General features: G+C 45.4%; 16 protein-coding genes. 12 read left to right on the top strand and 4 right to left on the bottom strand.

The features are described from left to right. Positions 1 to 237 precede the first annotated feature (237 nt). From I8J30_RS07555 to I8J30_RS07515, 9 genes are all read left to right on the top strand, one after another. Positions 238 to 1,218, top strand: a complete 981-nt coding sequence (locus I8J30_RS07555; RefSeq protein WP_210656854.1) for a BadF/BadG/BcrA/BcrD ATPase family protein — start codon at positions 238 to 240, stop codon at positions 1,216 to 1,218. A gap of 1 nt (position 1,219) precedes the next feature. Continuing rightward, positions 1,220 to 1,957 (top strand): sugar isomerase domain-containing protein, encoded by a 738-nt coding sequence (locus tag I8J30_RS07550; protein ID WP_210656853.1) that lies wholly within the window; start codon positions 1,220 to 1,222, stop codon positions 1,955 to 1,957. Then, positions 1,954 to 3,603: a protein O-GlcNAcase gene (locus I8J30_RS07545; protein ID WP_210656852.1), complete on the top strand. Its 1,650-nt coding sequence runs from the start codon at positions 1,954 to 1,956 to the stop codon at positions 3,601 to 3,603. The genes I8J30_RS07550 and I8J30_RS07545 overlap by 4 nt, the downstream gene beginning before the upstream one ends. A gap of 20 nt (positions 3,604 to 3,623) precedes the next feature. Continuing rightward, positions 3,624 to 4,940 carry an ABC transporter substrate-binding protein gene (locus I8J30_RS07540; RefSeq protein WP_210656851.1) on the top strand — a complete coding sequence of 439 codons (1,317 nt, stop codon included), beginning with the start codon at positions 3,624 to 3,626 and terminating at the stop codon, positions 4,938 to 4,940. Positions 4,941 to 5,017: 77 nt separating this feature from the next. Further along, the gene (locus I8J30_RS07535; protein WP_210656850.1) at positions 5,018 to 5,896 is read left to right on the top strand and encodes a carbohydrate ABC transporter permease; all 879 of its coding nucleotides are present in this window, start codon (positions 5,018 to 5,020) and stop codon (positions 5,894 to 5,896) included. 32 nt (positions 5,897 to 5,928) lie between these two features. Next, complete coding sequence (locus I8J30_RS07530; protein WP_210656848.1) at positions 5,929 to 6,786, top strand: carbohydrate ABC transporter permease; 858 nt, start codon at positions 5,929 to 5,931, stop codon at positions 6,784 to 6,786. Between the two features lie 117 nt (positions 6,787 to 6,903). Further along, positions 6,904 to 8,124, top strand: a complete 1,221-nt coding sequence (locus tag I8J30_RS07525) for a Gfo/Idh/MocA family protein (RefSeq protein WP_210656846.1) — start codon at positions 6,904 to 6,906, stop codon at positions 8,122 to 8,124. Between the two features lie 5 nt (positions 8,125 to 8,129). After that, entirely contained in the window at positions 8,130 to 9,515 is a 1,386-nt protein-coding gene (locus I8J30_RS07520; protein WP_210656844.1) for a GNAT family N-acetyltransferase, read from the top strand. 23 nt (positions 9,516 to 9,538) lie between these two features. Continuing rightward, entirely contained in the window at positions 9,539 to 10,948 is a 1,410-nt protein-coding gene (locus tag I8J30_RS07515) for a sugar phosphate nucleotidyltransferase (protein WP_210656842.1), read from the top strand. Between the two features lie 188 nt (positions 10,949 to 11,136). On the opposite strand, the gene I8J30_RS07510 is transcribed toward I8J30_RS07515, so the two are convergent. The 3 genes from I8J30_RS07510 to I8J30_RS07500 all read right to left on the bottom strand — a co-directional run bounded on the left by I8J30_RS07510 (position 11,137) and on the right by I8J30_RS07500 (position 21,921). Then, the gene (locus tag I8J30_RS07510; RefSeq protein WP_210656840.1) at positions 11,137 to 19,041 is read right to left on the bottom strand and encodes an S-layer homology domain-containing protein; all 7,905 of its coding nucleotides are present in this window, start codon (positions 19,039 to 19,041) and stop codon (positions 11,137 to 11,139) included. A gap of 353 nt (positions 19,042 to 19,394) precedes the next feature. After that, on the bottom strand, positions 19,395 to 21,191 hold the full coding sequence (locus I8J30_RS07505; RefSeq protein WP_210656838.1) for a sensor histidine kinase: 1,797 nt from the start codon (positions 21,189 to 21,191) through the stop codon (positions 19,395 to 19,397). Beyond that, positions 21,184 to 21,921 carry a response regulator transcription factor gene (locus I8J30_RS07500; protein ID WP_210656836.1) on the bottom strand — a complete coding sequence of 246 codons (738 nt, stop codon included), beginning with the start codon at positions 21,919 to 21,921 and terminating at the stop codon, positions 21,184 to 21,186. The genes I8J30_RS07505 and I8J30_RS07500 overlap by 8 nt, the downstream gene beginning before the upstream one ends. A gap of 265 nt (positions 21,922 to 22,186) precedes the next feature. Here I8J30_RS07500 and I8J30_RS07495 point away from each other — a divergent pair, with 265 nt between their 5' ends. From I8J30_RS07495 to I8J30_RS07485, 3 genes are all read left to right on the top strand, one after another. Beyond that, entirely contained in the window at positions 22,187 to 23,548 is a 1,362-nt protein-coding gene (locus tag I8J30_RS07495; protein ID WP_210656834.1) for an ABC transporter substrate-binding protein, read from the top strand. A gap of 67 nt (positions 23,549 to 23,615) precedes the next feature. Next, entirely contained in the window at positions 23,616 to 24,908 is a 1,293-nt protein-coding gene (locus I8J30_RS07490) for a Gfo/Idh/MocA family oxidoreductase (protein ID WP_210656832.1), read from the top strand. 423 nt (positions 24,909 to 25,331) lie between these two features. Further along, on the top strand, positions 25,332 to 25,472 hold the full coding sequence (locus tag I8J30_RS07485) for a thioredoxin domain-containing protein (protein WP_420831212.1): 141 nt from the start codon (positions 25,332 to 25,334) through the stop codon (positions 25,470 to 25,472). A gap of 125 nt (positions 25,473 to 25,597) precedes the next feature. Here the strand turns inward: I8J30_RS07485 and I8J30_RS07480 are convergent, their stop codons facing one another. Next, a complete protein-coding gene (locus I8J30_RS07480; RefSeq protein ID WP_210656830.1) occupies positions 25,598 to 26,761 on the bottom strand; it encodes a helix-turn-helix domain-containing protein in 1,164 nt (387 codons plus the stop codon). Positions 26,762 to 26,853 lie beyond the last annotated feature (92 nt).

The raw sequence follows: 26,853 nt of genomic DNA, 5'->3' as shown, positions 1-26,853 counted from the left end.
ATGAGCACTGTTTGACTGCAGAGCTCATTCCGATTTGCGTTTACCGACGAGATGACATAAAAAAACAAAAAAAGATTGACTATTACAAATGGAGATAGATTCCCATTGTGCAGATGAGCAAACAAAGATAGGAATTGCCATTCTCCCTCAGTACCGACTCCGGTCAACCTGTTCTAAACTGAAGTAGTAACAAGTAATGGAACTGCAGTGTTATTGATGAACTGGGAGCGTAGGTAAATGGTAAGCCGAGAAATCTTGTTGGGCATTGACGGTGGTGGAACCCATTCGACCGCGATCGCTGTCGATATGGAGGGAAACGTCCTAGCCAAAGTGACTGGTGAATCGATTAATTATTATGCTATAGGGATGAAACGAGCACGCCATCATCTCATGCTAATCATGAATCGGATGGTGGATAAAGTAAAAACGGACAAGTTTGAAAGCGTCTACATCGGGAATTCAGCTCTAAGTGAGAAAGCCGCGGCATCCATGATCGATGAGTTGACCGGAGGCATCATCAAGAGCAAAAGCGTGTATATGCACAGTGATTCCTATATCGCATTATTAGCAATGACGACAGGTAAACCGGGGATATTGATCATAAGCGGAACCGGATCGATGGGAATGGCTAAGGGATTATCCGATGAACTCCTGACAATTGGGGGTTGGGGCCATGTGCTAGGTGATTATGGAAGCGGTTATCATATTGCTCTTCAGGGCATTCAAGCAGCGATAACAGCCGAGGATCAAATGGCGACGGCGACCATGCTTCAGGAAGCGCTTAAACGGCATTACGCTGTAGGAGATATGGGAGAGCTTATCGATAAATTCTATAATCCTCCGGTAGATAAACACATTATAGCCGGTTTTGCCTTTGAGGTTGCAAGCTGTGCCGAGCAAGGCGATGCGGTTGCTCTGAAGATAGTGAAGCAGGCGGCTCATGATCTTGCTGATCATGCGAAGGCTTTAGTGAAACGATTGAATATCCAAGGTGTGCCCATTGGTGCAAGCGGGAGCGTATTCAAAAAAAACAGCATGATATTTGAGGAATTCAAAAGCGTACTCCAACAAGAGTGTCCGTTGTCGACAGTAACACGAATCGATTTTCCTCCGGAATTCGGCGCAATCTTCGCATGTTTTCACGAGAATAAGCTTTTATTGGAGCCCTCCATTCAAGAGCGCATGAAAATAACCTATGAATTGCTGAAGGAGGAGTAACATGAACGCGGGTTTACAGTATATTGACGGCGTATTGAAGCTTGTTGAGTTGTTGAAAACAGAGGAACAGGAACAGTTGAGTCAGGCTGCACAACTTATTGCCGATGCGATAGAGCAAGGCCGAACCTTGCACGCGTTCGGAACGGGGCATTCTCACATGCTCGCTTTGGAGCTGTTCTATCGGGCCGGCGGTTTAGCAAGTGTAAATCCGATATTGGAAGAAGGCTTGATGCTGCACCGAAATGCGGTGCAAAGCACGGATCTGGAGCGGCTCGAAGGGTTGGCCTCCGTGATCTTTAAGCAGCAATCTGCTAAGGAAGGTGACGTTATCATTATCGCGTCAAATTCAGGCAGAAATGCAGTAAATATTGAAATGGCTCTTGAAGCAAAGGCTAGCGGGTTAAAGGTTATCGCCATTACGAGCCTGAAACATGCTGAGGCGTCGTCATCAAGGCACAGCAGCGGAAAACGGCTGCATGAAGTAAGCGATGTGGTCATCGATAATCACGGGTGCATCGGCGATGCATCGGTTGAGATCCCCGGGTCACCTATAAGAGTAGCTCCAACCTCAACGGTATCGGGGGCTTTGATTATGAACGCGATCGTGGCGGAAGTCGTCCAGCTTTTAGTGCAGCGGGGAGTAACGCCGGATTTATACGCCAGCAGCAATATGGATGCCGGGGATGAGCATAATCGACGTCTCATCGACAAATACAAAGGAGCGATTCGGAGTTTATGACAACTTTTCCTTCCATCTCTTCGTTAGGTGAAAACAGTTCTGTTATTCAGAACTGGTGCGAGCGAAATAACTATTCCTATCTCGGAGATCAGGGCGGCGAAATCCAAATTACAGCTTCTTATTCCACGGAAGCCAGATTTACATATTTGGAGGAACTGGGTTCTATCTCAGATGAGATCTATCAATTGGAGCTGTCAGGTGAACTGCCTCGCTGCAAGGTGAACATCATTTGCTCCGGAGAACGTGCCTTAAGATATGCATTGAATGCAGTTTCTTTCAAGATAAAGCGTGGAGAATGGCGGGAAGGCGTTGAATTCGATTACCCGCGATTTCCAATCAGAGGCATTATCGAAGGATTCTACGGACAGCCCTGGAATCAGGAGCAGCGTCTAAGCATGCTCAGCTTTATTGCCTCGAACAATATGAATACCTACGTATACGGCCCCAAAGACGATGTTTATCATCGTGAGCGGTGGCAGGATCTTTACGATGAGGAGTCTTACACCAAATTAGGCGATGTTTTCTCCGAGTCAACAGCACTTGGGCTCGACTTTTATTATTGCATTGCACCAGGGCTGTCTATGCGTTATTCGAGCGAGGAACAGTTTGAGGCGCTTGTTCGAAAAGTACGTCAAATCTATGAGCTAGGTGTCAAAAAGTTCTGCTTGCTGTTGGACGATATTCCGGAGGAGCTGCAGCATCAGGAAGATATTCGGATTTACTCGGATCTTGTTGAAGCGCATATTCGGTTAGTGAATCGCTTCTATACGGAAATCATGAATTGGGATGCCGGAATTCGTCTTGTTGTCTGCCCTACGCAATATTGGGGGAACGGCAACGAACGATATATTTCACTTCTGGGGAGCAGCATCCATCCAAGCATTGATCTCTTTTGGACCGGACGCAACATTTGCTCACCTGAGATCACGCTCAGCGAAGCGGCCGTATTTACTCAAAATACGTATCGAAAACCGCTCTATTGGGACAACTATCCAGTAAACGATGTGGAAATGACTGATGAAATGCATATCGGCCCATACCGCCAAAGGGATCGTCATTTATACCGATTCTCTCGAGGGGTTATTGCTAACGGAATGGAGTATGCCGAAAGCTCCAAAATATCCTATGCTACGATCGCATCTTACTTATGGAATCCTGAGCAATATGATCCGGAAGCGAGTTGGCGCGATGCGCTTAAGGAGGTGGTTGGTCAATCGGATTTCGAGCACATGCTCCAATTCGCGGACAATGTAAGATATTCCTGTTTGTATCTCACAGACTCGCCGATGCTTGCCGCTGAATTGACTCGATTTAATTTTTCATACTTTTATGGGGATCGGAAACAAGCAATCGATGATTTAGAGAGATTTGTATTAAAAATGAACGAATCTGCTGCCGTGTTATTATCGGGTGGCATGGAAAATCAAGCCTTGCAGAAAGAACTGAAGCGCTGGATTCTTAAATTCTCCGTTGGCATTGCGGTGCTGCAGGACTGCATGAATTACATTCGAAGTCAGAGCATGGATGACCTCATGGTAGTTCGGCATAATTACGAATTATATCGCAGCGATCTCACGTATGTTTTTTCCGATGTACTCTCTTCTTTCTTAAATAAAGTGCTTGAAGAATATTATTCAGCTAAATAACATGTGGAGGATGATTACGAATGAAAAAAGCAATCATTGGACTAGCGGTTGTTACTTCCCTTACAGCACTTACAGGTTGCGGGAACTCGAATTCTGATACGAATAATGGAGCAGGCACAGAGCAGGCCGGCAATGCCGCCACAAACGACAGCAATGAAAAGTTCACGATTCGTCTGGCCGATGGATCTCCGGGCGATGAAGTGCTTAAAGTATGGAATAAAGTAAAAGAGATGTACGAAAAGCAGCACCCGAACGTTACCGTAGAATTTGTTTTGCAGGATCCTCAGCTGTATCAAACAATGGGCCTGCCTAGCTTGCTGAATGGTGAAAACGCACCGGATATTTATTTTGAATGGGCCGGCGACAGACTCAAGACGAGAGTAAATGATGGATTTGCAGCAGATGTAACAGAAGCGCTTGAGTCGGAAGGCTTTAAAGGCAAGTTCGGAGAAGGTAATTTCGTTGGCATGGTTTATGACGGAAAGAAATATATGATACCGACAGACAGCCAAGTAACGAACGTCATTTGGTACAACAAAAGAATCTTTAACGACCTGTCGATTCAGCCGCCTAAAACATGGGACGAGTTTATGGCAGCTTGCGCGAAAATCAAAGCTGCTAACATCATCCCAATCACTACAGGCAACAAGGATTTGTGGACAGCTGGCAACTGGAACGCTCATTTGATCTCCAGAGTAGTTGGAGAACAAGCCTATGTAGATGCGATGGAATTGAAGTCGCCATTTAACACGCCGGATTTTGTAAAGGCCATGTCTTACGCCAAACAAATTTGGGATAACCAGTACATTAACGACAGCGTAAATGGTATTAACGATGACGAAGGCGCAGCATTGTTCTTTAACGAAAAAGCTGCTATGTATCCTATTGGTGCATGGTTTGTATCCGGAGCTCAAGATCATGCTCCAGATATGGAATACGATTACTTCAATATCCCGGCTATTCCTGACGGTAAAGGCGATCAAGGAAGCGTGATCGGTGTTCAGCAAGGATACGTAATCAACAAAAATTCCAAACATATTCAAGCTGCGATTGATTACATGAAGTTGTACGAATCGCCTGAAGTCGTTACCATGCTGAGCAAGGCTGGCTCATCGATGATTGCACCGGGATCGGAGCCTGAAACCAACCCGATAAATCTGAAGCTGAAAGATATGATGAATAATACAAAAACAGTTGTCTCCCCTCCAGATACTGGATATAACTTAGAGGTTGCTGATGCTCTTAACTCAGCTACAGCTGAAGTCCTTGGCGGCGTGAGCACACCTGAAGAAGCACTTGCAAAATTGGATGCCAAAATTGCCCCATTGAAAAAATAATCTTTACCACCAATAAGCCGGCGTCTTTAAGCAAGGCTCCGGCTTATTGCATTGTTAAATGAGGAGGTCTGAAAGTAGTGCAAAAATCACGCATTTCACCCTATCTATTCACAGCACCGGCAATGCTATTATTTTCGTTTACGATCCTCCTGCCGATAGTAATGACGCTTATCTTCAGTTTTTTCGATTGGAACGGTTTCGGAACGATGAAATTCGCTGGTATTGATAATTATATTCGGGCTTTTCAAGATCATATTTACCTTGTCTCTTATTGGCATATCTTCATCTACATCATCCTGACTATCTTTCTTGAAGTAGTAGCAGGACTCTTGCTGGCAGGTCTAATTACTGTGAAATTAAAGGGAACGGGTCTATTCCGAATCGCTTTCTTTACACCGGTTATGCTACCGATGCTTGTTACCTCCTTCATGTGGAGATTTGTATACAATTCGGATTTCGGATTACTGAACGCAGTATTGAAATTTGTTGGTTTGGAAAGTTGGACGCATGTATGGTTAGGCGACCCGCACACAGCGCTATATGTGCTATCTATCGTGTCTGGATGGGTCTATGCCGGATTTTATATGACGATCTTTTACGCAGGAATTCAGCGTATTCCTAATGATATTTATGAATCGGCCTATTTAGATGGTGCGACGGAGAAGGACATCTTCTTCAAAATCAAAATTCCGATGATTCGAAACCTGGTGGAAGTCGCACTTACGTTATGTATACTTGGCGCGTTCCAAGGGTTTGACTTGTTCTACATCATGACAAATGGCGGTCCGTATAATGCTACTGAAATTGTAACTACGTATTTGGTTAAGGTTGTGTTCACCAATGCTAACATCGGCTACGGTTCCGCGCTGGCCGTGATCATGACGCTGGTCGTTATCGGAATCGGGTTATTATTGAACAAGTTAAAGACTAGTGAGAAAGATTCGCTGGAGTATTAATAGCAGTCGATGGAATGAAAGAGGTGCTCAACATGGAAATGTCTAGTTCATACGAAGTGCACAAAAGCGGCAGCAATGTCATAATGCGAATAACTTATTATGTATGCATGAGCTTGTTCTCACTTATTTATTTTTATCCAATGATTTGGATGCTGCTTTCTTCATTTCGTGACAATAAAGAAATATTCAATAAGCCATTTTCGCTGCCGGATACTTTTAATTTTGATAACTGGGTGGAAGCCTGGAAAATCGGAGGCATGAGCACCTACGTGCTCAACAGCGTAATCGTAACTTCTGTAACGGTTGCTTGTATATTACTGTTTGCAAGCTTAGCGTCGTTTTCTTTTAGCAAATTAAGATTTAAGGGAAGCAAGACGATGCTGACGTTGTTTGTATTTGGTTTGTTCATGCCCATGCAGTCATTTTTTATTGCGCAAAATTATCTTTTTGAACATTTGCATATTAAAAATACGTATTATGCGCTTATTTTGCCCTATGTCGGGATGGGACTTCCGCTGGCGATATTTTTGCTTAAAGCGTATCTCGATTCGATTCCCAAAGAAATGATGGAAGCGGCAAGAATTGACGGCTGTACAGATCTGCGAATGTTCGGGAGTGTTATCATGCCCTTGTTGATTCCGAGCTTGGCGACCGTTGCGATTTTCTCTTCGCTGAATTCATGGAACGAGTTGCTGCTTGCCTTGCTCTATGTGCAAAGCGACAGTCTAAAGACGATTCCCGTAGGATTGCTCGCATTCTCAAGCAAGCATGTGACGGATTATAAATTGTTGTTTTCAGCGCTTACGATCATTACCATTCCAATGATCATGATTTATGTGTTTTTCCACAAACATATCGTTAGTGGATTGACGGAAGGGTCTATCAAATAGATTCGTGACACGATCGGACAAACATAGCCTCCTGGAGCATGGATTTCATGCTGTAGGAGGCCTTGCTATTAAAAATATGATTCTTTGTTGTTTGAAGAGGCAAGGGAGGGTATGTTCATGGGTGCAAAACCGGTGAGGCTGGCTGTTGTTGGTGGAAATCGAGGGACCAGTTTCAAGCTGTCGCTTGCGGCATTGTCGGACAAGATCTCGTTGACCGCCATTTGCGATTTGAATGAAGCCGTATTGAAATCGTGGAAAGAACAATATCCCGACATTCAAACGTATCAAAATTATGGCGAAATGCTGCAGAACCCTTCCATAGATGCCGTTCTTATTGCGAGTCCTATGCTTATGCATGCCAGACAATCCATTGACGCTTTGAAGGCAGGCAAACATGTGCTGAGCGAAGTGATAGCGGCACACACGCTGGATGAAGCTTTTGAGCTGGTCGAAACGGTAGAGAAAACAGGGCTTGTCTATATGATGGCCGAGAATTATTGCTATACGCGTGCCAATTTGGCTGTGAAAAATATGGCCGAAAAGGGGATGTTCGGAGAAATCACCTATATGGAGGGAGCCTACATCCATGAGCTGCGGCATATCCTCCACAATTCGGATCAGACATTGAACTGGCGCGGGCGGCTTCATAAGGACTATAACGGGATGAACTACCCGACCCATTCCCTTGGCCCTGTTGCGCAATGGATTGCGATCAACAAGCAAAACGGAGATGAGCTTGAGAGCATGGCGACCTTTGTGTCCAAATCCCGTGCGCTCAGAAACTATTGCAGCGAACAGTTCGGACAAGATCATCCCGGGGCACAAGACGGTTTCTGGCAGCAGGGCGATTCTGCGGTTACGGTATTACGGACGAAACAAAATGTGATGATCACGCTGCGTGTCGATTGGTCGTCGCCAAGGCCGCATCAAACGAAGCATTACGTTCTACAGGGAACCGAAGGAGCGTACGTGTCCGGGCGATATCAAGGAGAAGATGACTTGATTTGGTTAAGAGACCGGTCACCTTCCAGCACGGATATATGGCATGACAATGGAGAATTGCAAACTACATGGCGTACGCTCAGCAGCTATCAGCCGGAGTACGACCATCCGCTCTGGAACAAATGGGCAGAGCAGGCTTCTCAGGCAAGACACGGCGGCGGGGACTTCTTTGTGCTTGAAGAATTTGTGTCAGTTATTTTGGGAGAACGGGAGCCGTCAATCGACGTCTACGACGCGGTGACTTGGAGCTCGGTATTTCCATTATCGCTGCAGTCCGTCGCTGAGAATGGAAAAGTGATGACCTTCCCGAAGCTCAATAAACGGCAGGAGGCGTGATGACTATGAACCAAGAAAGATTATTGCCGCAATTAGTGATGGTCAGAGAGCGTCTGTCGGATTTGCCGGAGCTCATGCTCCCTCCCGGATACGAGCTTCGGTCGTATCAACCTGGTGACGACAGTCATTGGGAACAAATCGTGCAGTTGGCGTTTGGCTGGCATAAGGATTTCCGCAAAGGGATTAAGGAGCATCCGTTCTTTAAGCCGGAGCGGGTGCTCTTTATTTGTTATAACGATATGCCGGTGGCGACCGCTTGCGCCTGGCATGAAGAGAAGTTTGGTGAACATCTCGGGTATTTGCATATGGTAGGAGTCGACCCCGCTCATTCCGGCAAAGGGTTGGGCTATTCAATAAGTCTTGCGGCATTGCGGCAAATGAGCAGCGAAGGGCTCGAAAGAGCGGTGCTGGAAACGGATGATTTTCGCTTATCGGCAATAAAAATATATGTAAAGCTGGGCTTTAAGGCTATATATATCCATGACAATCAAGCGGGCAGATGGAGTCAGCTGTATCCGCAATTGAACCCGCAAAAGGCAAAATTCAATGTGGCAGGCCACAGTAGGCCGGGTGGCACCAACCTAAATGAAGATGCACTTGTTATTAATAACGATAGTCAAGTTTACGGAGTAATCGACGGAGTATCCTCCATGGCGGCCTACAAAGATACGCAAGGTCATACAGGCGGATACCTTGCAGCACAATTGCTCGCTTCGGAATTGAACGCGCACGATCCCCATTTGGATTTAAAACAAGCCGTACTTGCCGCGAACCGGAAGCTAAATGAAAGCATGGTTGAAGCGGATATCGATTTGACCTGCAAATGGAAGAGGTGGGGCGCGGTATTTGCTATTGTCCGCATTCATGAGACCCATATTGAGTATGTGCAAACCGGTGACTGCATGCTGTTCATTGCCTATTCCGATGAGAGCATACAGGTGCTGACTCGAAATCAAGTAGCTGGCTTTGACCAAATGACCTTGAATAAAAAGAAGGAACTGTCGGATTCAGGCTTATCGAAGGAACAAGTTAGCGAGGGGCTGTATCCTTTCAGTATTGCGAATCGAAATAAAGCGAATACGCCCGAAGGATACTCCGTTATGAACGGTGAACCGGAGCTGGAGCTATATATCGAGCATGGGAGCATCTCCAGAGCAAATGTTAGTAAAATTTATGCCGTATCGGACGGCATGTTCCATCTCATCGAACACTCCGATGATCCGAAAAAATGGGAGACCCTGCTTCGCTTCTTGAATGCAATGGGCATCGAACCTTATATGGATCATTTGACTTGCAGCGAGAATCAGGATCCACAATGCGAGCACTACCCCAGACATAAAAAATCCGATGATAAGTCGGCTATGATCATAGATTTCAACAACAACGCATAAGTGCGAAGGGAGCAAGCAATAACATGAAAACTGCTATTATACTGGCAGCAGGGCAAGGCTCGAAGATGTGGCCCTATGCTGAAATTCGGCCGAAGGCGATGCTGCCTGTTGGTGTCAAACCGATTATTGCGCATCAGGTGGAGCTGCTGCAGGAGCAAGGCTTCACAAAGGTAGTTATTGTAGGCGGAAAGCTGCATGGTCAGCTTCGTAATTATTTCCGCGAGAACGGGAAGCACTCAGGCGCTAGTCGCGATATGGAAATTATCGTGTTGGCCGATGAGAAAGCACAAGGTACGGCAATTTCGCTTACTGCTGCGCGTTCGGCTGCAGGCGACGAGAAGGCGTTCCTGGTTCTATATGGCGATACGCTTCTTGATCGAGCGGACATTGAGCAACTGGTTGCTTCATTTGGTCGTCGGACTGAACGCGAGCTTGCTGCGGTGCTTGTCAATCCGCTGCAAGAGCAATCCTCCTCGGATTGGATTTGCTGCAAGCTTGAGGAGGGCTTAGTCCAACATATCGTAGGGCATCCACGCGGTGACTACACGCATCGATTCTGCGCATTCGCCTTCAGTGATGCTTTCTGGTCCTATGTCAGCAGCAACTCAGGCTTGTTTACAAGCGTGCAGGTAGGGATGATGCCGCCTCTGGAAGCACATCTAGAGATGTCGCTGCTGGATTGTATGAATGACGGCTATGCGATTCGGGCCGTCGAGACGACAGGTGTTTTTGTTGACCTGGACAAGCCGTGGCATATCCTGTTGGCCAATGAGCTTGTTGCACGCAGCAGCTGTGAGAAGCTGAACAGCAATTTCCTCGGCGAAGGCGCATCCATTGATCCTAGTGCATCGATCGATGGCTTTGTGCAGCTAGGCGCCGGCAGCAAGATCGGCCGTAACGTCATTATTGAAGGAAATATCATTGTCGGAAACCGTACCATTATCGAGAATGGCGCTATTCTGAAGGGCAATCATATCATTGGCAATGATACTTACATTGGCAACTATTGTTTCCTTTCCGAGGGCACGACTGTCGGCGATCATTGCGTAATCAATCACTGTGCGGAGCTGGAAGGCGTTATTTTTGACACCGTATACTTGTACCATTACATGGAGTTCTATGGCGTTATCGGCACGTCTACGGATCTTGGTGCGGCTACCGTTTGCGGAACACTGCGGTTCGATGACGGAAGAACCACCCACCGGATCAAAGGACGCAAGGAGACGCCTAGAGAGCACAGCGATGCCATCTACTTGGGCGATTTTGTCCGCACGGGCGTAAACGCCATTCTCATGCCGGGCGTGAAGGTAGGCATTTACAGTGTCGTTGGATCGGGCGTCATCCTGGAAGAGGATGTCCCTAACCGGACGCTGCTCTATGTGAAGCAGGATCTTGTCCGTAAAGAGTGGGGGCCGTCGAGGTACGGCTGGTAAGTTAGGATAAAGGAGTCTAGAAGGTGTAAATAGAAGAAGGCGTTGGCCGAGTACGGTCAGCGCCTTTTTGCGCATATTCTTCAGCAAGGGCAGCTTCTAGGCCAAACAAAATACCCTGAGTCCGATTTAACACCGGACTCAGGGTATTTTGCACTTTCAATTTTTGAATCGTTTATACAGAAACATTTTTAAGGAGTTTGTTGTTGTACTTGGCATACAAATGTCATGACATGACTGTCAGCTTCAAACATAGGTTCTCCATTTAGCGTCATATCGCTGTATGTTACAGTAGCAATCACATTGAATGCATTAGATGTATGATAGCTCACAACACCTGTATCAGCATCAACTGAACCGTCAGCATCTGAACTTGAAGAATAGGTGACGGTAACCCAAGCATTTCCATCCGTATTCTTGTTTAGATCAGCAATTGCAGCAGCCAACCAAACAGGAAGCGCGAAGTTCTCGGCAGTGACTTGATTCAATTGAACTGCAGCCACAGCAGCATTAGGATCAACGACATTGATCGTAAATGTGACCGTGCGCGGAGCAGCGGCGCCGCCGTCTGCCGTCCATGCCGTTACAGTAGCCATTCCAGCCTTTCTGGCGGTAACAACCGATCCATACGTCTTACCGTCAAAGTTCGTAGTGGACTCGCCTGTACGCAGATCAACTACTTGGTAAGCAGGAGTTGAATCATCCCAAGCATCTGTACTCCAAGAGATGTTCTTGATATAAGAATTCTCTTGTCCTGTAACAGATAGATCCAGTTGCTCCCCGACATTCAAAGTAATCGTTTGAGTCAGGTTAGAAGGAATCGAAATATCGCCCGTAACTCTGCTCGTAACAGATGTAATCGAGTTGCCCAAAGAGCTGATGAGCGCTTTGTTAGTTGGATCCACCGAGAGCCAGTAAGGAAGTGAAATTCCAGTTGAAGCTTCCATGCTGTAATCGCCGCGAGAAGCATTTGGATTTAGCCAGTTCGTATTGTACTTAGCCGTTTTAGCTTCATCACGTGGCAACAGTTGATCATAGTCATCAGAAGGCAGATTGTTTGTCAAATCGCTTCTGCCCGCATTGCTGACAGTAACGTTAAGGAAATTACTTGGAATACGGTGCATTTGCCAATCAGCGCCTGCAAGGTCTACTTGATTGCCGGATACATCTACGCCAAGCGCTTGGAGTTGACCAAGGCTCATTGCATAGAAGTACGATAGGAACGGGTTATTCGTTCTTTTCTCGTTGTACCACCATTGATTTAGACCCTTCAGATACTCTTGCTTCAGTGCAGGCGTTGTGTTGGCGTTTGCAGAAGCGATAAGACCAGCAAATCCAAGCGCTGCCATTTCCTCGTCAGAGTAGTTCAAGTAATTTTCAAACGTTGTACCGTCTTCTCCGACTCCTGAACCGTCGTGCTCGGAGATACCAAAATATCTGTTATGGTATTGCGAAGCAACATCAGCGATCGTGTTGGAATTGCGGACTTTTGGAAATCTTGCTTTGTATTGAGCTGGGTTAGTCAGAACATTAAACTCATCCACATAGTCAATAATACCGATTTTAGCCGTTTTGTAACCGTCAGCAGCGCCAGTGTACAATGGAATACTGGAATCAGCCACAAAGTTCTGACCTTGTTGCAGCATCGTCAAGTCAAGAATTGCGCCCAGCGATGCGTCTTCATAATCGGAAAGTCCCCAAGCATTCACATTGCCATCCATATACTCTGGGTTATAGTAAGACCATCTGGTAGGGGTTGAAGGTACATTCAATCCATTACCGGAAGCTGCATATCCAGCAGAGTATTTAGCGCCAGGAGTACCGTTCAAATCTTTTCTATACTCTGGCAGCAATGGAACAACAGGATTTCCATTCTTTTGTTGAGGAGCTACGCCTACAAAATAGTAGTTGTTAATAATAATATGGTTTGTAACGTTCGTAATGGCCGTTTTCGCAAGAGAAGCCAGCTCTGGATCTACATCCTTGAATGTTTTATAAGCCATGTCCAAGAAGTAGAGGTGACCGATCATCTCATCCGTGGAAGTCGTATCTTTGTAGAAGATATGCTTGCCGGCAATATCGAATGTATCGGCCAGTCGCTGTGGTACCGGTACTGTTGCATAAGCCTTTAGAGAATTGTAGTCATATGTGCTAGTGCTAAATGCAGTTACATCATATGGCTTAGCGTAGTTAACTTCAGTGCCATTAATATCCACGGTTGTACCGCTTGCGATCTCCATCCATCTTTCTTTGTCGTTCAACTTGGAAGCCAAGAAAGCTGCATTACCATATTGAGCATCGTCAAACGCATAGTAGGAACGGGAGACAAAGCCATCTGGTGCCGGAGTACCTGTGTTCTCCAATGTAAAGGTTCCGTCAGCATTCAGATAAACCGGGTACCCTTCTTCAGAACCATCAGGGTTAGCGCCTAACAGATCATAGATGGCTGGATTATTTACGTTTGAAGCTGCTGGAACTTTAAGCTGTCGTTGAGAAATGAAGGACAACAGCAAGTCCGATTCAACCGAACGAGTTGCCGATGCCAGAGCATCTTTTGTACGAGCATCATCAGCGCCGTAAGTAGCTTTCATGTAGTTATAGCGATAAAGCTCGCCAGCCCCGTACATCGTCGTCCATAGCCCGTCATTGTCAGTACTGCCCAAGGAACGAGCGATATCAGATTGATCTTTCGAGCCATTGACAGCCGCATACATATCTTCTTTGGTGTTAAAGCGAGCCGTACCCGATTGAAAGCCCAATCTGTCATTTAAGTTTCTTCCAACCTCATCCAATAGCAGTGTCTTAGCCATCAGTGACATTTGCTTTCTAACGATATGAGTCACATCGCCATTAACGCCACGAATCCATAGACCACCATTATTGTCCGACAAGATGGATGCTATCTCATCTGACGCTAGCGGACTTAAAATTGGGATGTATCTTGTGCCTTGCAGGTATTGAATTTGGTCGAGCGGATTACTCGCGTTAGGATCATACAGCGTTACGGATTTCTTGTCGGAAGCGAGCATCCATTTCACGCCATTTGTGCCGTCAACGTATCCGGCATAAGAAGCAGAAGGCCAAGCCTTTCCGGCTGGAGCTGCAACAGTATCCGTAGTTAGAGTAGCGGCAGTGAAATTAGGAATCAGCGCATCACCGGCGCTGTAATAGTAAACGATTTTTTCCAGGTTCGTCGCTAGGCTTGGATCATTGTGAACCGTAACCTTTACCGTAACAGTTGAAGCACCTTGTTTACCTGTAATTGTTGCTGTTCCTGCAGAAATACCTAGAACTTTACCGGCATTATTGCCAGTCGTATTACCAATGGTATCCACATATGCAACATATGGATCAGATGTTGTCCATTGAATAGGTAGCGTTAGATTGAAACCTTCAGGCTGTAAACGAGTGATCTGTGTGCTGTACATGCTGATAGTTGTTCCAGTAGTAACAGGAGTAACAGGATCAACAATCGGCGTAGAAGTGTTAGAAACAGGGCATTCAAAAGTCATAACATGGCTGTCTTCTTCAAATCTAGCACCCAAATCATCCCATGCACCAGCATCAGCGTCAGGGTCAGCATTAACTGTTGTATCCGAATAGGCAACAGTTGCAATGATAGTGAATGGATTATTGGTCAAATAAGTAATTTCACCTGTTACAGGGTCAACCGTACCATCTGCCTCAGAAGAAGAACGATAGGAAACTTCTACAAACGGGTTACCATCTGTATTTAGGTTAGGTTTAGCCATTTCTGCAGTCAGCCAAGCTGGATAAGCAAAGTTACTTGCCGTTACAGCAGTAAGAGATGCAGGCGCTGCACTTGCTTTAGGATCAACGACGTTTATAGTATAGGTCAGTGTCTTAGGAGTTCTAAAGAATCCGTCGATAACATATGCAGTAACCGTAACTGTTCCCGGTTTAAGACCTGTTGCATAAGCGCCAGTGTATTCGCCTGCTACGCTAATGCCGGTTGCATCAACATTTCCGACTTCACCGTGGGCAGCTAAATCTCTCAGGTCAATAACTTGGAATTTGCTTGGATCAGCATTAATTGGAGCAGGTTTTCCATCAACATAACCTGCCTGGTGCCAAGCATCTGTCAGCCAAGAAACGCTTCTGATATAGCCGGTAGTTTTAGCATCAAGCCTTACAGAATCTCCAACGTTAATGGTAAAGGTGTGCGTTGCAGCATCGTAGTTACCATTAGGGTTCATTGCCTCGACATTGGTCGGATAAGTTAAGCTCTCTGTTCCCTTGTTTACAGGGGCCGTAACTGCTTGTCCAAGCGCAGCTACATTAGCTGCATCATTAGGATTCATAGTTAACCAATAAGGCATCGAAATAACGGTTGAAGATTCCATGCTTCTTGAGAAACCAGAGTCAATTGTTCTTCTGTCCATCGTACCGAAGATATTTGTGTTGTACTTCGACATCATAACTTCATCACGAGGAATAAGTTGGTCAACCATGCCATCAGGTATAACATGCGTTACATCGTTTCTGTTAGCAGATAGAACATCCCAGTTCATGAAGTTATTAGGGATACGAGTCATCTGCCAAGTTGAACCGGCAAGATCGACAGTCGGATTTCCAATGTTAACGCTTTTGTTTTTCAATGCACCAAGAGATGCTGCATAGAAAGTAGTAACAAATGGATTTTTCTGTCTCTTCTCGTGGAACCACCATTGATTCATACCAGCTAAAATGTCCCCAGCATGAGTAGCATCAGTATGGTGAGCTAATGTATAGTATGCGAGCGCAGCTTCTTCTTCATCGGAATAGTTCAAATAAGATTGGTAAGAAGTGCCGCTCTCCCCCATTCCATTTCCGTTATGAGCAGAAATACCAAAGTATCTTGAGAGGTAATCCAGGCTCATATCCAGCAGAGAAGTGGAGAAATGCGTTTTAGGATATCTTGTTTCGTAATCGTTATGAGCAGTTTTAGCTCCAGTTGGAGTATCGCCGTTCATAACATTTAGCTCGTTCGCATAATCAAGCGGCTTGGTAAGTGTTACACCTTGAGCAGCAAGAGCAGTTTGCTCAGCTTGTGTGTAATTGCCCATATCTTTTGCAACTGCAAGCATTTGCAGCGCAAGAGTCGCATTGAGAGGGCCATCCTCATAATCATTTCTTCCCCATGCATTAGAAACGCCATCAAGGAATTCAGGATTCATATTGGCCCATTTTGTAGGAACCGAAGGATAGTTCAACCCGTTGCCTTTGGCAGCATTCTCAATAGGGTCAGCAGGATTAAAGCGGGACTCAACTGGGTTTTCACCGGTTACACTGACTTGATAGTAGTTGTTCAAGATAACCGCATTCGTATGGTTAATCATGTCATTCTTGATCAGAGCAGCAAGTTCAGGGTCGCTGTCTTTGAATGCACTATATGCCAGATCAAGTGTAAAGTAATGACCTACCAACTCATCCGTTGATGTTGTAGCTTTGTAGTAAACATTGCTGCTGTCCAGGTTGTTTTCCGTATCTCCACCGTTTAGAGCAGCATAAACTTGAACAAGTCTGGAAGGTACAGCAACCGTATCATAAGCTTTCAACGCTCCGGATGGAGTCGAATAGTTGACCGTTGTTCCGTTGATATCAGTAGTTGTTCCAGCCTTCTTTTGCAACCAAGCAGAGTTTACGCCTGGATTACCGTCAGCTAAAGTAGCGCCATTGTTCTTATTGGCAACTTTATAGCTTCTAGCGAAGAAGCCGGCAGAAGCAGGGGCGTTACCTGCAGCAGTTAACGTATAGTTGCCTGTAGCAGCGTCAATGTAGACAGGCTTTCCTTCATCCGAGCCATTCGGATTTGCACCCAATACAGTGTAGATGGAAGGGTCGTTTACATTGGCCTTGGAAGGCACTTTTAGCTGCATTCCAGAGACATAACCGAGAGTAACGATGGATTCAACAGCGCGAGTAGCAGACGCTCTCGCATCTATTGTTCTCGCGTCAGCATCACCATACGTTTTCTTCATGTAGTTGTATCTCCAGATTTCACCGGAAGCGTACATCGTTGTCCAGAGACCATCATTGTCTGTATCACCGATATAAGCTCCAGCACCTTTATCCGCGTTCATCGCAGCTTTTATCATATCAGCTTGCGTTGAGAAAGATACAGCGCCGGATTGGAAGCCGAACCGATCAGCAAAGTTCCTCGAAATTTCTTCTTGAACCAATGATTTTGCCATCAAAGACATCGGCTTGCGAACAATGTGAGTTGCATTGCCAGCAGCACCTAATATCCAAAGTCCATTTTTGCCGTCAGGCATAATGTTTGTAATCACTTCTTCTGCGCCGGTTGCTGGACCAGCAACACCTGTTTGAGGAATATATCTGCCACCTTGAAGGTACTGGATTTGGTCAGCAGAAGCTAAGTTAGGGTCGTATAACGTTACCGCATCGGATACGATGCCAATCGTTACAGGAGTGGTTTCATTGCCTAAAACCACTTTACTGGTTGACTTGATTAACGTATCTTTCGATACTAACCACTTCACACCTTTCTCACCTTCAACATAACCAGCGTATGTTTTAGATGGGAAAGTTTTGCCTTCTGGAGCAGCAGGGATATTCGTTGTACTCCAAGCTGTTGAACTAAGAGCAGCAGGGATAGTAGCATCACCAGCGTTGTAATAGTAAACGATTTTTTCCAAGTTCGTTTCTTTCGCTAGGTTCGGATCATTTTTCACCGTAACTGTAACCGTAACCGTTACAGCGCCTTGCTTACCTGTAATTGTAGCTGTTCCTTCAGTAACGCCTAGAACTTTACCAGCGTAATTGCCTTTGCTGTTACCGATCGTATCTACGTAAGCAACGTAAGGATCCGAAGTTGTCCATTGGATCGGCTCCGTTACTATCAATCCTGCAGGTTGCAAACGAGTGATTTGTGTGCTGTGCATGTCAACTGTAGTTCCGGTAGAAACAGCAGGAACTATAGGTGTAGGAGCAGTACCGCCGCCAGTAATAGGAGGAATTACCGGTGTATCAGGTGTAGAAGTTGTACCTTCTACGGTTTTTCCGGCAACGGTAGACGTAATGCCAGCAGCAACATTAACATTTGCAGGTTGCTGGGCGATCGTAACGCCGGCTGATTTGATGTTAGCAGTTTGAATGCTGCCAGTACCTGTAACATTCGAAGGCGTGTTTAGTGTGAGTACGTTTAGTGTCGAATCAGCGTCTAGGTTTAGCGCCAATGTATGGTGCGTGTCAGTTACATTTGTTGTACCCGTAACTGTGGAAGCAATGAGGTTTACACCTTTTGCAGAGACAAGGCTAAGATCGCCTTTTACTGCAGTGTGATCCAAAACAACAGGTTCAGATGCTGCGGCATCCGTCACATATACATCACCAGTGATTGTAAGACCTTTCAGAACAGCGCCAGGAAGGGCGATTGTAACATTTCCAACGATCGTGGATGGAAGGTTAGCGAGATCTTCAGCCGTTCTTACTAATGTACCCATAACGCGATCCGTCATAACGAAAGATTCGGCACGCGTGATATTAGCATGAGGATCAAAATTCCCATTGCCTCTACCGTTTAGATATCCCTTAGACGCAAGAGCAGAGACTGCTTCTAAAGCCCAGCCCGCTATCTTCGAGGAATCGCTGAATTCAATGTCTTTAGTTCCGGTAATAACTTGGAAGCCTCTTGAAATTAGAGCAGCCGCTTCTTGACGAGTAATAGCTGCATTAGGATTCGCATTGTTGCTCGCATCGCCGTTTAGTAGGCCAGCCGCGGAAGCCTTTTGAAGTTCTGTATAATACCAATCACCAGGATTCGCGTCGGCAAACGTTTTGGAACCGACCGTGCTTTGAAGATTGAATACGCGATTCAGAATCGTGACGAATTCCGCACGAGTTATAGCTTCGTTTGGATTAAGATTTCCATTCGCATCACCTTTTAGTAAGCCAATGGATGACCATTTTTGCAGTTCTTTCGCTGCCCAGTGTGTAGAGTCATCTACGTTTGCTGCCACATTCGTCGGGACATCTGGAGAAGGACTTGCAAAAGCTGCCGTGCTTGATAACAACATGCTGCCAATAGCGATAGTAGAAATGACTTGCGAAGTTTTTCTCGTTTTTCTCGGCATTCTCTGTGCTCCTTTTGTTGTTGTTCTGGCATTACACCGACGCTTGAAGCGCTTACAAATACATGCTTCATATTCGCCCCCACTGACTTAAATTCGCTTTCAATTGCGAACCATACTTCATTATGGGCAACTTTTAAACGCAATCACAGTTCGTTCATTTAACAAATTCAATCATTAATTGACTGCTTAATTTTCTCAAATCATGCTAAATAGCTATTTTCTATCGTATTTTGATTATAATAATCATTTTGTGGTCAATATTTCACCGATTGCGTACATCTGCATCCGTTTGCAGAATAGAAAAGAGCAGCCGATCACCGGCTGCCCTTCATGGAATGATGCTTAATCTGTACTTATAAACTTTCGTACGACACTTCCAGCTGTTTCTGCACCGGGAAAGTCAGACTGATCGAGGTTCCCCATCCTAGCTTGCTAAGAATCGAAATGCGGTACTGTTCACCATAAGTAATCTCGAGCCGTTTATGCGTATTGAGCAGCCCAATATGCCGTCCGCCCTTGATTTGTGAAGCCAGTTTTGTCAGTACCTCCTGCCGCCGCTCCTTCTTCATTCCAACCCCTGTATCCGTTACGGTCAGGCGTACATGATCCTCAATTAACTCTGCTTTGATACGAATAATACTTTTGCCCTCTTTCATCCGAATACCGTGATAAATACTGTTCTCAATAATCGGCTGCAAAATCAGCTTCATGACATTATAGTCTGCGACAGCCTCATCAATGCGCCAGATCACATCGAATTTCTCTTTGTATCGGATATGCTGTATGTCCACATAACGCATGGTGTACTTCATTTCTTCTTGAAGCGGCACGAAGGGCATAGAACTATCTAAAGAGTACCTCAGCACGCCGGAGAGATTCTCAATCATATCATTGGCTTCATTCGGCTTGCCCGTATAACTGGCGACTTTCCAGTAGATCGTCTCCAGCGTGTTATATAAAAAATGCGGATTAAGCTGAGAATGAAGCGCAATAAATTCCATCACTTGCAGCTTATATTTTCGCTCGGACAGTTGAATGGTCAGAAACTCATTCTCAACGAACTTCTTCACGATATTCTCCGTAATATAGCCGTAAATGTCGTTCTTCGCGCCTGGAAGCACCTGCGGCAACGATGTACCGCGTTCAGCTGCGTGAAGGATAGAGACAACGGTTTGAAGCGTCTGGTGCTTCTTTTTGGATAAAGAATAAGCGAGAAACAGCCCGATTATGGTGGAAATGAGCAGCAGCAGTCCAGTCAGCATTCGCAGCTTGGATGGAAGTGAATACAGTGCTGCTTTGGGAACAATCGATACGAACTTCCATTTAAATCGTGACGACGATAGCATATCGACCGTGTATGTACGGCCGTCGACCTTCATTTCCTCCGAGAGCAGGTCTTTACTCGTTAAATCGTTTTGTTTGAACACATTCATATAATTCAGGTCTGAATTCTTAGCAATGGTACGGTTATGTTCATCCATCAGAAGAATGCTCTGGCTGCTGTTTGCGGGCAATTGCCGCAGAAGCGATTCAATAAATTCGGCTTTCACATTCAAGACGACAACGCCGCTGCCGCTTGCCAAATGCAGTCTGTTATAGATGGAGATGACTCGGATTTCGCCTTCCGGGGCCCGCCTTTTCACAATGCGGTTTTCAGTCCACACCCGCTCGTTGGAATGATTCTTATACAAATCGTGCCACTCATGATCATAAAATTTGTCCACGGTATTCAAGCCTGTTACCGACGATAAGAACCGCTTGTCCTGGTTATCGAAATAGATATAGACAGAGTAGATGAAAGGGTTCGCATAAACAGTTGAATCGACGAAATTACGAATGACTTTAAGAACATCGAAAGTGCTGTCCGTGATCCGTCCTGTTTTTAGGATATCCTTCATCGTTACGGTTAGTCCCGGATTTGCGGAGAAATTCGTACTCAGGGAGTCCATCTCACGGAAAGAAAGCTCAATATATGATTTAGTCTGGGATAAGAGTGCCTGATTATTGGTATCAATCTGATCCTGGATATAGAGCTTAATAAGAAAAGTGGAAAGCGATCCCAAGATCAGCAGCGGGACCAGCATCGGAATTAACAAGGTGATAAGATGGCCAAGCATGGAACGATGGACGGTTTTGAGCTTATTATCCATTATTACGGTAATCCCTTGGGCTTTTGCCAAAGATCCGCTTGAAAGAGCGAGTGAAGTTGTGTGGATTTGTGTAACCCAACATTTCACTGATCTCATAGGTTTTATAAGACGGGTCTGCCAGCAGCTGGGCTGCTTTCTGCATTTTGATCTGAATGACATAGTCCATGAACGTCAAGCCGGTCTGCTGCTTGAACAGTTTGCTCGTGTAGGAGTGGTTCAAATGCACATGTTTGGATGCGCTTTCAAGTGTTACGTTCGTGTAGTGCTCATCAATATACTTTTTAATGGCTGAAATATACCGGTTTTCCTGCTTCGGATCTACTTCTTCAGCTCGCGGCTCGGCTTTGCTGCGTTCATTGTCCATTTCTATCTTTAAGCCATGGAACACCTCTACAAGTTCTTTATAGATGGTTGGTTTCACGAGATAATTCTTAACACTATAGGTCATCGCTTGTTTGGCATACTGAAAGTCCGTGTATCCGCTTAAAAATACCAATTTGATTGCGGACTTATTGTCATGCAGCTCCTTGGCAAGCTCAAGTCCTGTCATAAGCGGCATCATTATGTCGCTTAGAATAACATCAACCTGCTTCTCTTTCAGCAGCTCCAAGGCTTGACGACCGTTCTCCGCTTCACATACAACCTCATAGCCAATCTCATTCCATGGGAAATAGTTTTTCAAACCGGTACGGATTTCGATTTCGTCATCGACAATCATTAACTTGTACATCGCGATGCCTCCTGAATACTTCTCCGAGCATGTTGAAACTCCCAGAAAGTATACAACATATTAAGTGAATTAAATACTGAAATAATATAGGAAAAAATCAAAAGTGGATAGCTATGACAAATGGAGATAGATTTCCAACTAGGAATGCGCATATAAAGATAGGAATTGTAACATGCCCCTAGTAGCGATTCACTTCAACATGTTCTAAACTAAAGACAACAAGTTTTCAAGCTGAATGAAAGCGGCATCACTGGGGGAAGGTTAAGTGAAGAAGTCATTTAAGAGAGTATGGACGATACCTTTCGCATTTACGTTGCTTGCAGGCAGCATAATAGGATGTTCCAGCGAGAGCACCTCTGATGGAACAGCAAACACTGCAGCTAATGAGTCAGCTGCAGCGGGGAATACAAACGTAAAGACAGAACCGGTAACGCTTCGTTTCTCGTGGTGGGGCGGCGATCAGCGTCATAAAGCGACGCTGGCAGTCATTGATCTTTACATGAAGAAACATCCGAATGTCAAAATTATAGGCGAATACAGCGGATATCAAGGTTACTATCAGAAGCTGGTCACGCAGCTCTCGTCTAATGCAGCGCCGGACATTATCCAAATCGATCAGCCTTGGCTTGCAGATCTGACTAGCCAATCCGATATATTCGTGGATTTGAAAGATAAGTTTGATGTTTCTGGCTTCGATCAGTCATTCCTAGACAGCTTCGCAGTTATTAATGGCAAATTGCAATCGCTTCCAACAGGCGTGAACGGTGACGTCTTTATCTATAACAAAGATGCCATGGGCAAAGCAGGTATCCAAGTAGATGAGAAGCTGGACTGGGACAAACTGTTCGCTTACGGAGAGAAGCTGAAGTCGGTTGACAAATCGGCTTATCTGCTAAACACCGAGCTGTATAATATCTCAGACATCCTGAGAAAATACACCGTTCAGCATACGGGCAAGCGCTGGATTAACCAAGATTATACACTCGGCTTTACGAAGCAGGATGCGGTTGGAGCGTTTAAATTGTTGCTGAAAATGGAAGAAAGCCACGTGATAGAGCCATTTGAAGATATATTACTATTTGATGAGGATCCATCCAAAAATCCGAAGTGGGCAAATGGCAAGCTGTTGGGTTTCCTCGACCAAGTGAGCGAACTCGAAAACTATCAAAGTTTGATGAAAGGCGCACTTGATGTTGCCCAAGCTCCGATCCTTGTCGGCGCTGCGGACACAGGGGTAGTCGTGCGTCCATCGCAGCTGATTGCGGTAAATGAAGACTCTAAGAATCAAGAGACTGCACTGAACTTCTTGAACTTCTTCTTCCATGACCCTGAAGCGATCAGAACGCTTGGTACGGTTCGGGGTGTACCTGCGACTGAGGATGCAAAGAAGCTGCTGCTGGATGACAAACTGATGAATCCACTCGTTGCGAAAGGCATCCGAATTGCATCAGCAACGAAGGGCTCGAATGAGAATGCCGTCGAAGCGAACAAGGAAATTTATAGTATCACAACCGACATCATTGAGAAGGTAGGTTTCAAGACAGCAACGCCTGAAGAAGCAGCCGATGAGCTGATTCAGCGGCTGAATGAGAAGCTTGCAGAGCTGAAGGCAGGTCACTCGGACTAAACAGGGCGAAGCGCGGTATATGGAGAAACAGGCTAGTCAACCTATAGGAATGCGAGGGGATGAAGAAATGAGTACTAAGAAAAAGTATGTCATCGTTGGAGCGGGTGGCAGAGCGGAGTTCTTCTACGCGGCGATTGCAACAGATTACAAGCATACATCTGAGCTGCTTGCCTTCTGCGATGTGAATCAGACCCGGATGGATTATGCAAATAAGCTGTTGACAGAGAGCTATGGCTCGAAGGCGGTTCGGACGTACAAAACGGAACAGTTTGACCGGATGGTTGAAGCCGAGAAGCCCGACGTTGTCATCGTGACGAGCATTGACCGCACGCATCATATCTATATTATTCGCGCAATGGAGCTAGGCTGCGATGTCATAACCGAGAAGCCGATGACGGTGGATGAGAACAAATGCCAGGACATTTTGGATGCTGTCGAACGTACGGGCCGCCGCATGCGTGTCGCATTCAACTACCGCTACGCACCGCATCATACAAAGGCGCGGGAGCTGATCGGAGGCGGAGTTATCGGCGACATTACTTCGGTTCATTTTGAATGGATGCTGGATACGAGACACGGCGCGGATTATTTCCGCAGATGGCATCGCGACAAGCGCAACAGCGGTGGGTTGTTGGTACACAAGTCGACGCATCACTTCGACCTGGTGAATTTCTGGATCGGGGCACAGCCGGAAACGGTCTTTGCCTTCGGCAATTTGTCGTTCTACGGCAGAGAGAATGCAGAGCAGCGCGGAGTAACCAGCTTCTATGATCGTGGCACAGGTAATCCGATTGCCAAGGAAGATCCGTTTGCATTGCAGCTTGATGAGAACGAGCATCTGAAGCATATGTACCTGGATGCCGAGCATGAGGATGGATACAGACGGGATCAAAGCGTATTTGGAGACGGCATTAGCATTGAGGATACGATGGGAGTGATCGTCCGCTACGACAATAAGGCGATTCTGACGTATTCCCTGAATGCTTACTTGCCTTATGAAGGCTATCGGATCGCGTTTAACGGTACCAAAGGACGGATTGAGATGGAAATTCTCGAGCAAGCGTACATCAACTCCGGCGGCAATAAGGCGGACGAAGGAGCACTGGAAAAACAGTCGATTATCGTTCATCCGATGTTCAAGCTGCCATACGAGGTGAAAGTCGAGGACGGAGAGGGCGGTCATGGCGGTGGCGACCCAATTCTACTTCGCGACTTATTCGGTGAGCCAGCGGAAGATCGTTTCAAGCGTGCAGCCAATCACATTGACGGCGCCAGATCCATCCTAACGGGCATCGCAGCGAATCAATCGATACGTACAGGGCTTCCGGTTAACGTGAAAGATTTGGTAACCTTTAACTAAGGAGCTGGCAGAGGAAGAAGACGTCAGTGAGATAATCGGACTATATAAGCGGATCATACGATGCCCCCTAATTTACGGGGGCATTTTGTTGTCTCATAAAGTACTGCATAATTCATAAAGCCTTTGCAACTAGCGATCAGCTTCAATTGATTGCAAGTGTTCATATGGTAGAGTGGAATCGTTACCATGATCAATTATTATTCATGAGAATAGTGAAGTTTACCATGTCAAAAAGCAAAAAGCAAAGCCCTCCCGCAAGAGCAATGGGCCATCCAGCAAACAGCTGGTTGTGTTTACAGAGATTATCGTAGGCTTATTCCTATTATTGTTTATTATCAGCCAAGCATCAGATAAGTCCGGAATTCGTTTCAAGATTCGCCTGAGATTAGCAATCAACCGATTGAAGGCGACAAAGATGCCAAAGTGTCTATTGTTGAGTTTGGCGACTTTAAATGTCCCTCCTGTAAAGCTTGGGGAGAGCAGCTGTATCCGAAATTAAAGGAAGCCTATATCGATAGGGGGAAAAGCCAATTTTACTTATATCAACGTTCTATTTCACGGTGATGAATCTAGGTTTGGGGCACACTCGAATTGATCGAGGAACAATTAAACGACTTAACAGCTATTCATATCAAAAACGGTTTCTTTCTATTTCTAGAAAGAAACCGTTTTTGATTTCCCGGAACTACTTATTCCTTTAATTGGTTATTACGGAAATCCATTGGCGAGACGCCGACGAACTTCTTGAACACTTTGGCAAAATGATTCTGATAATTGAAGCCGACGGCTATAGCAATATCGCTGATGGATTTACGGGTTTGCAACAGTAGATGCTTGCTTTCCATAACTCGGAGATAATTCAGGTTTTCATTGAATCCTAAGCCGGTTTCCTTCTTTAGCCTACTTGAAATATAGGATGGATTCTTATCGAATTTCTTAGCTACATCTTCCAGCGTAATCTTATCAAACATATGAGACCGCAAATATTGAATAATGTCTTTGACAAGATTCGAGTGGACCTGACTGGAGAATTGGGTAATGGCGGAAGTGAATTTAATCGTTACTTCTTTAAGCAGCGTAATAAATCCATTACTGGACGAAAAGGTTTCTGCAATTCGGCTATATTCTTCGGAAATCGTTCTGGCGTACGTATATTCAACGCCGTTGTCGATGGCAACTTGCGATAGGGCTGAGCAGGCTAATATGAAATGATTTTTAAGGGAACGTAATTGATCAGCTTTGGCCTGAACGATGCGGACAAAGTAATTTAAATAAATTTTGGTATTGAAAATATCCTCGATCGCACTGTTATCACCGACGACCATTTTAGCTTTGATTAAAGCGAATACTTCGGCAGGGAGATAAAGCGATTCGTTCTCATAATAGATATTAACGAGCGATAGATTGGCAAGTCTGGAGACCTCATTCCATTGCACACCAAACGGCAAAGGAAACGGAACCGTTTCTGCCTGCGGATGGTAATACCAATAAATCAAATTAACAATATGATTGTCTCTTTCTGCGCTCTTTGTTTCAATCGGCCCCAACACTAAGAATGGATACGAAGCGTTGTCTTCGAAATTAAGAACTAAAAAGCTCCGATTTAATGTAAGAGGAAACCTGCTAATGCCATTCGACGTCTTTTCGATTTGCCGGCGATTCAAACGCAAGGAATCGATCAGCATAGAAAGATGCTGGTTTTTATCAGGCGCTTGGGAGATTTCCGCGCTGTGATAGGCAAACGTAATTTGCAACTGATCATCTAAAGCATACGCGCTCGTACCGATCGAAATGGCTAAGCTTGTTGACTTTTCTATAAAGGAATCAATCTGCCGGAGGTATTGTTGAGACAAAACGGTCACACCACCTTCAATGTACGTGATAACGCATTCTTTTTTTACTATAATAAAATATTCCAGCTAAATTCGTATCCAAAACATTATAT

Source organism: Paenibacillus lignilyticus, assembly GCF_017942085.1.
In the GTDB taxonomy this organism is placed as follows: domain Bacteria; phylum Bacillota; class Bacilli; order Paenibacillales; family Paenibacillaceae; genus Paenibacillus_Z; species Paenibacillus_Z lignilyticus.
Note: the sequence above shows the minus strand (reverse complement) of the source record. Positions and strands in the feature narration are given on the sequence as shown.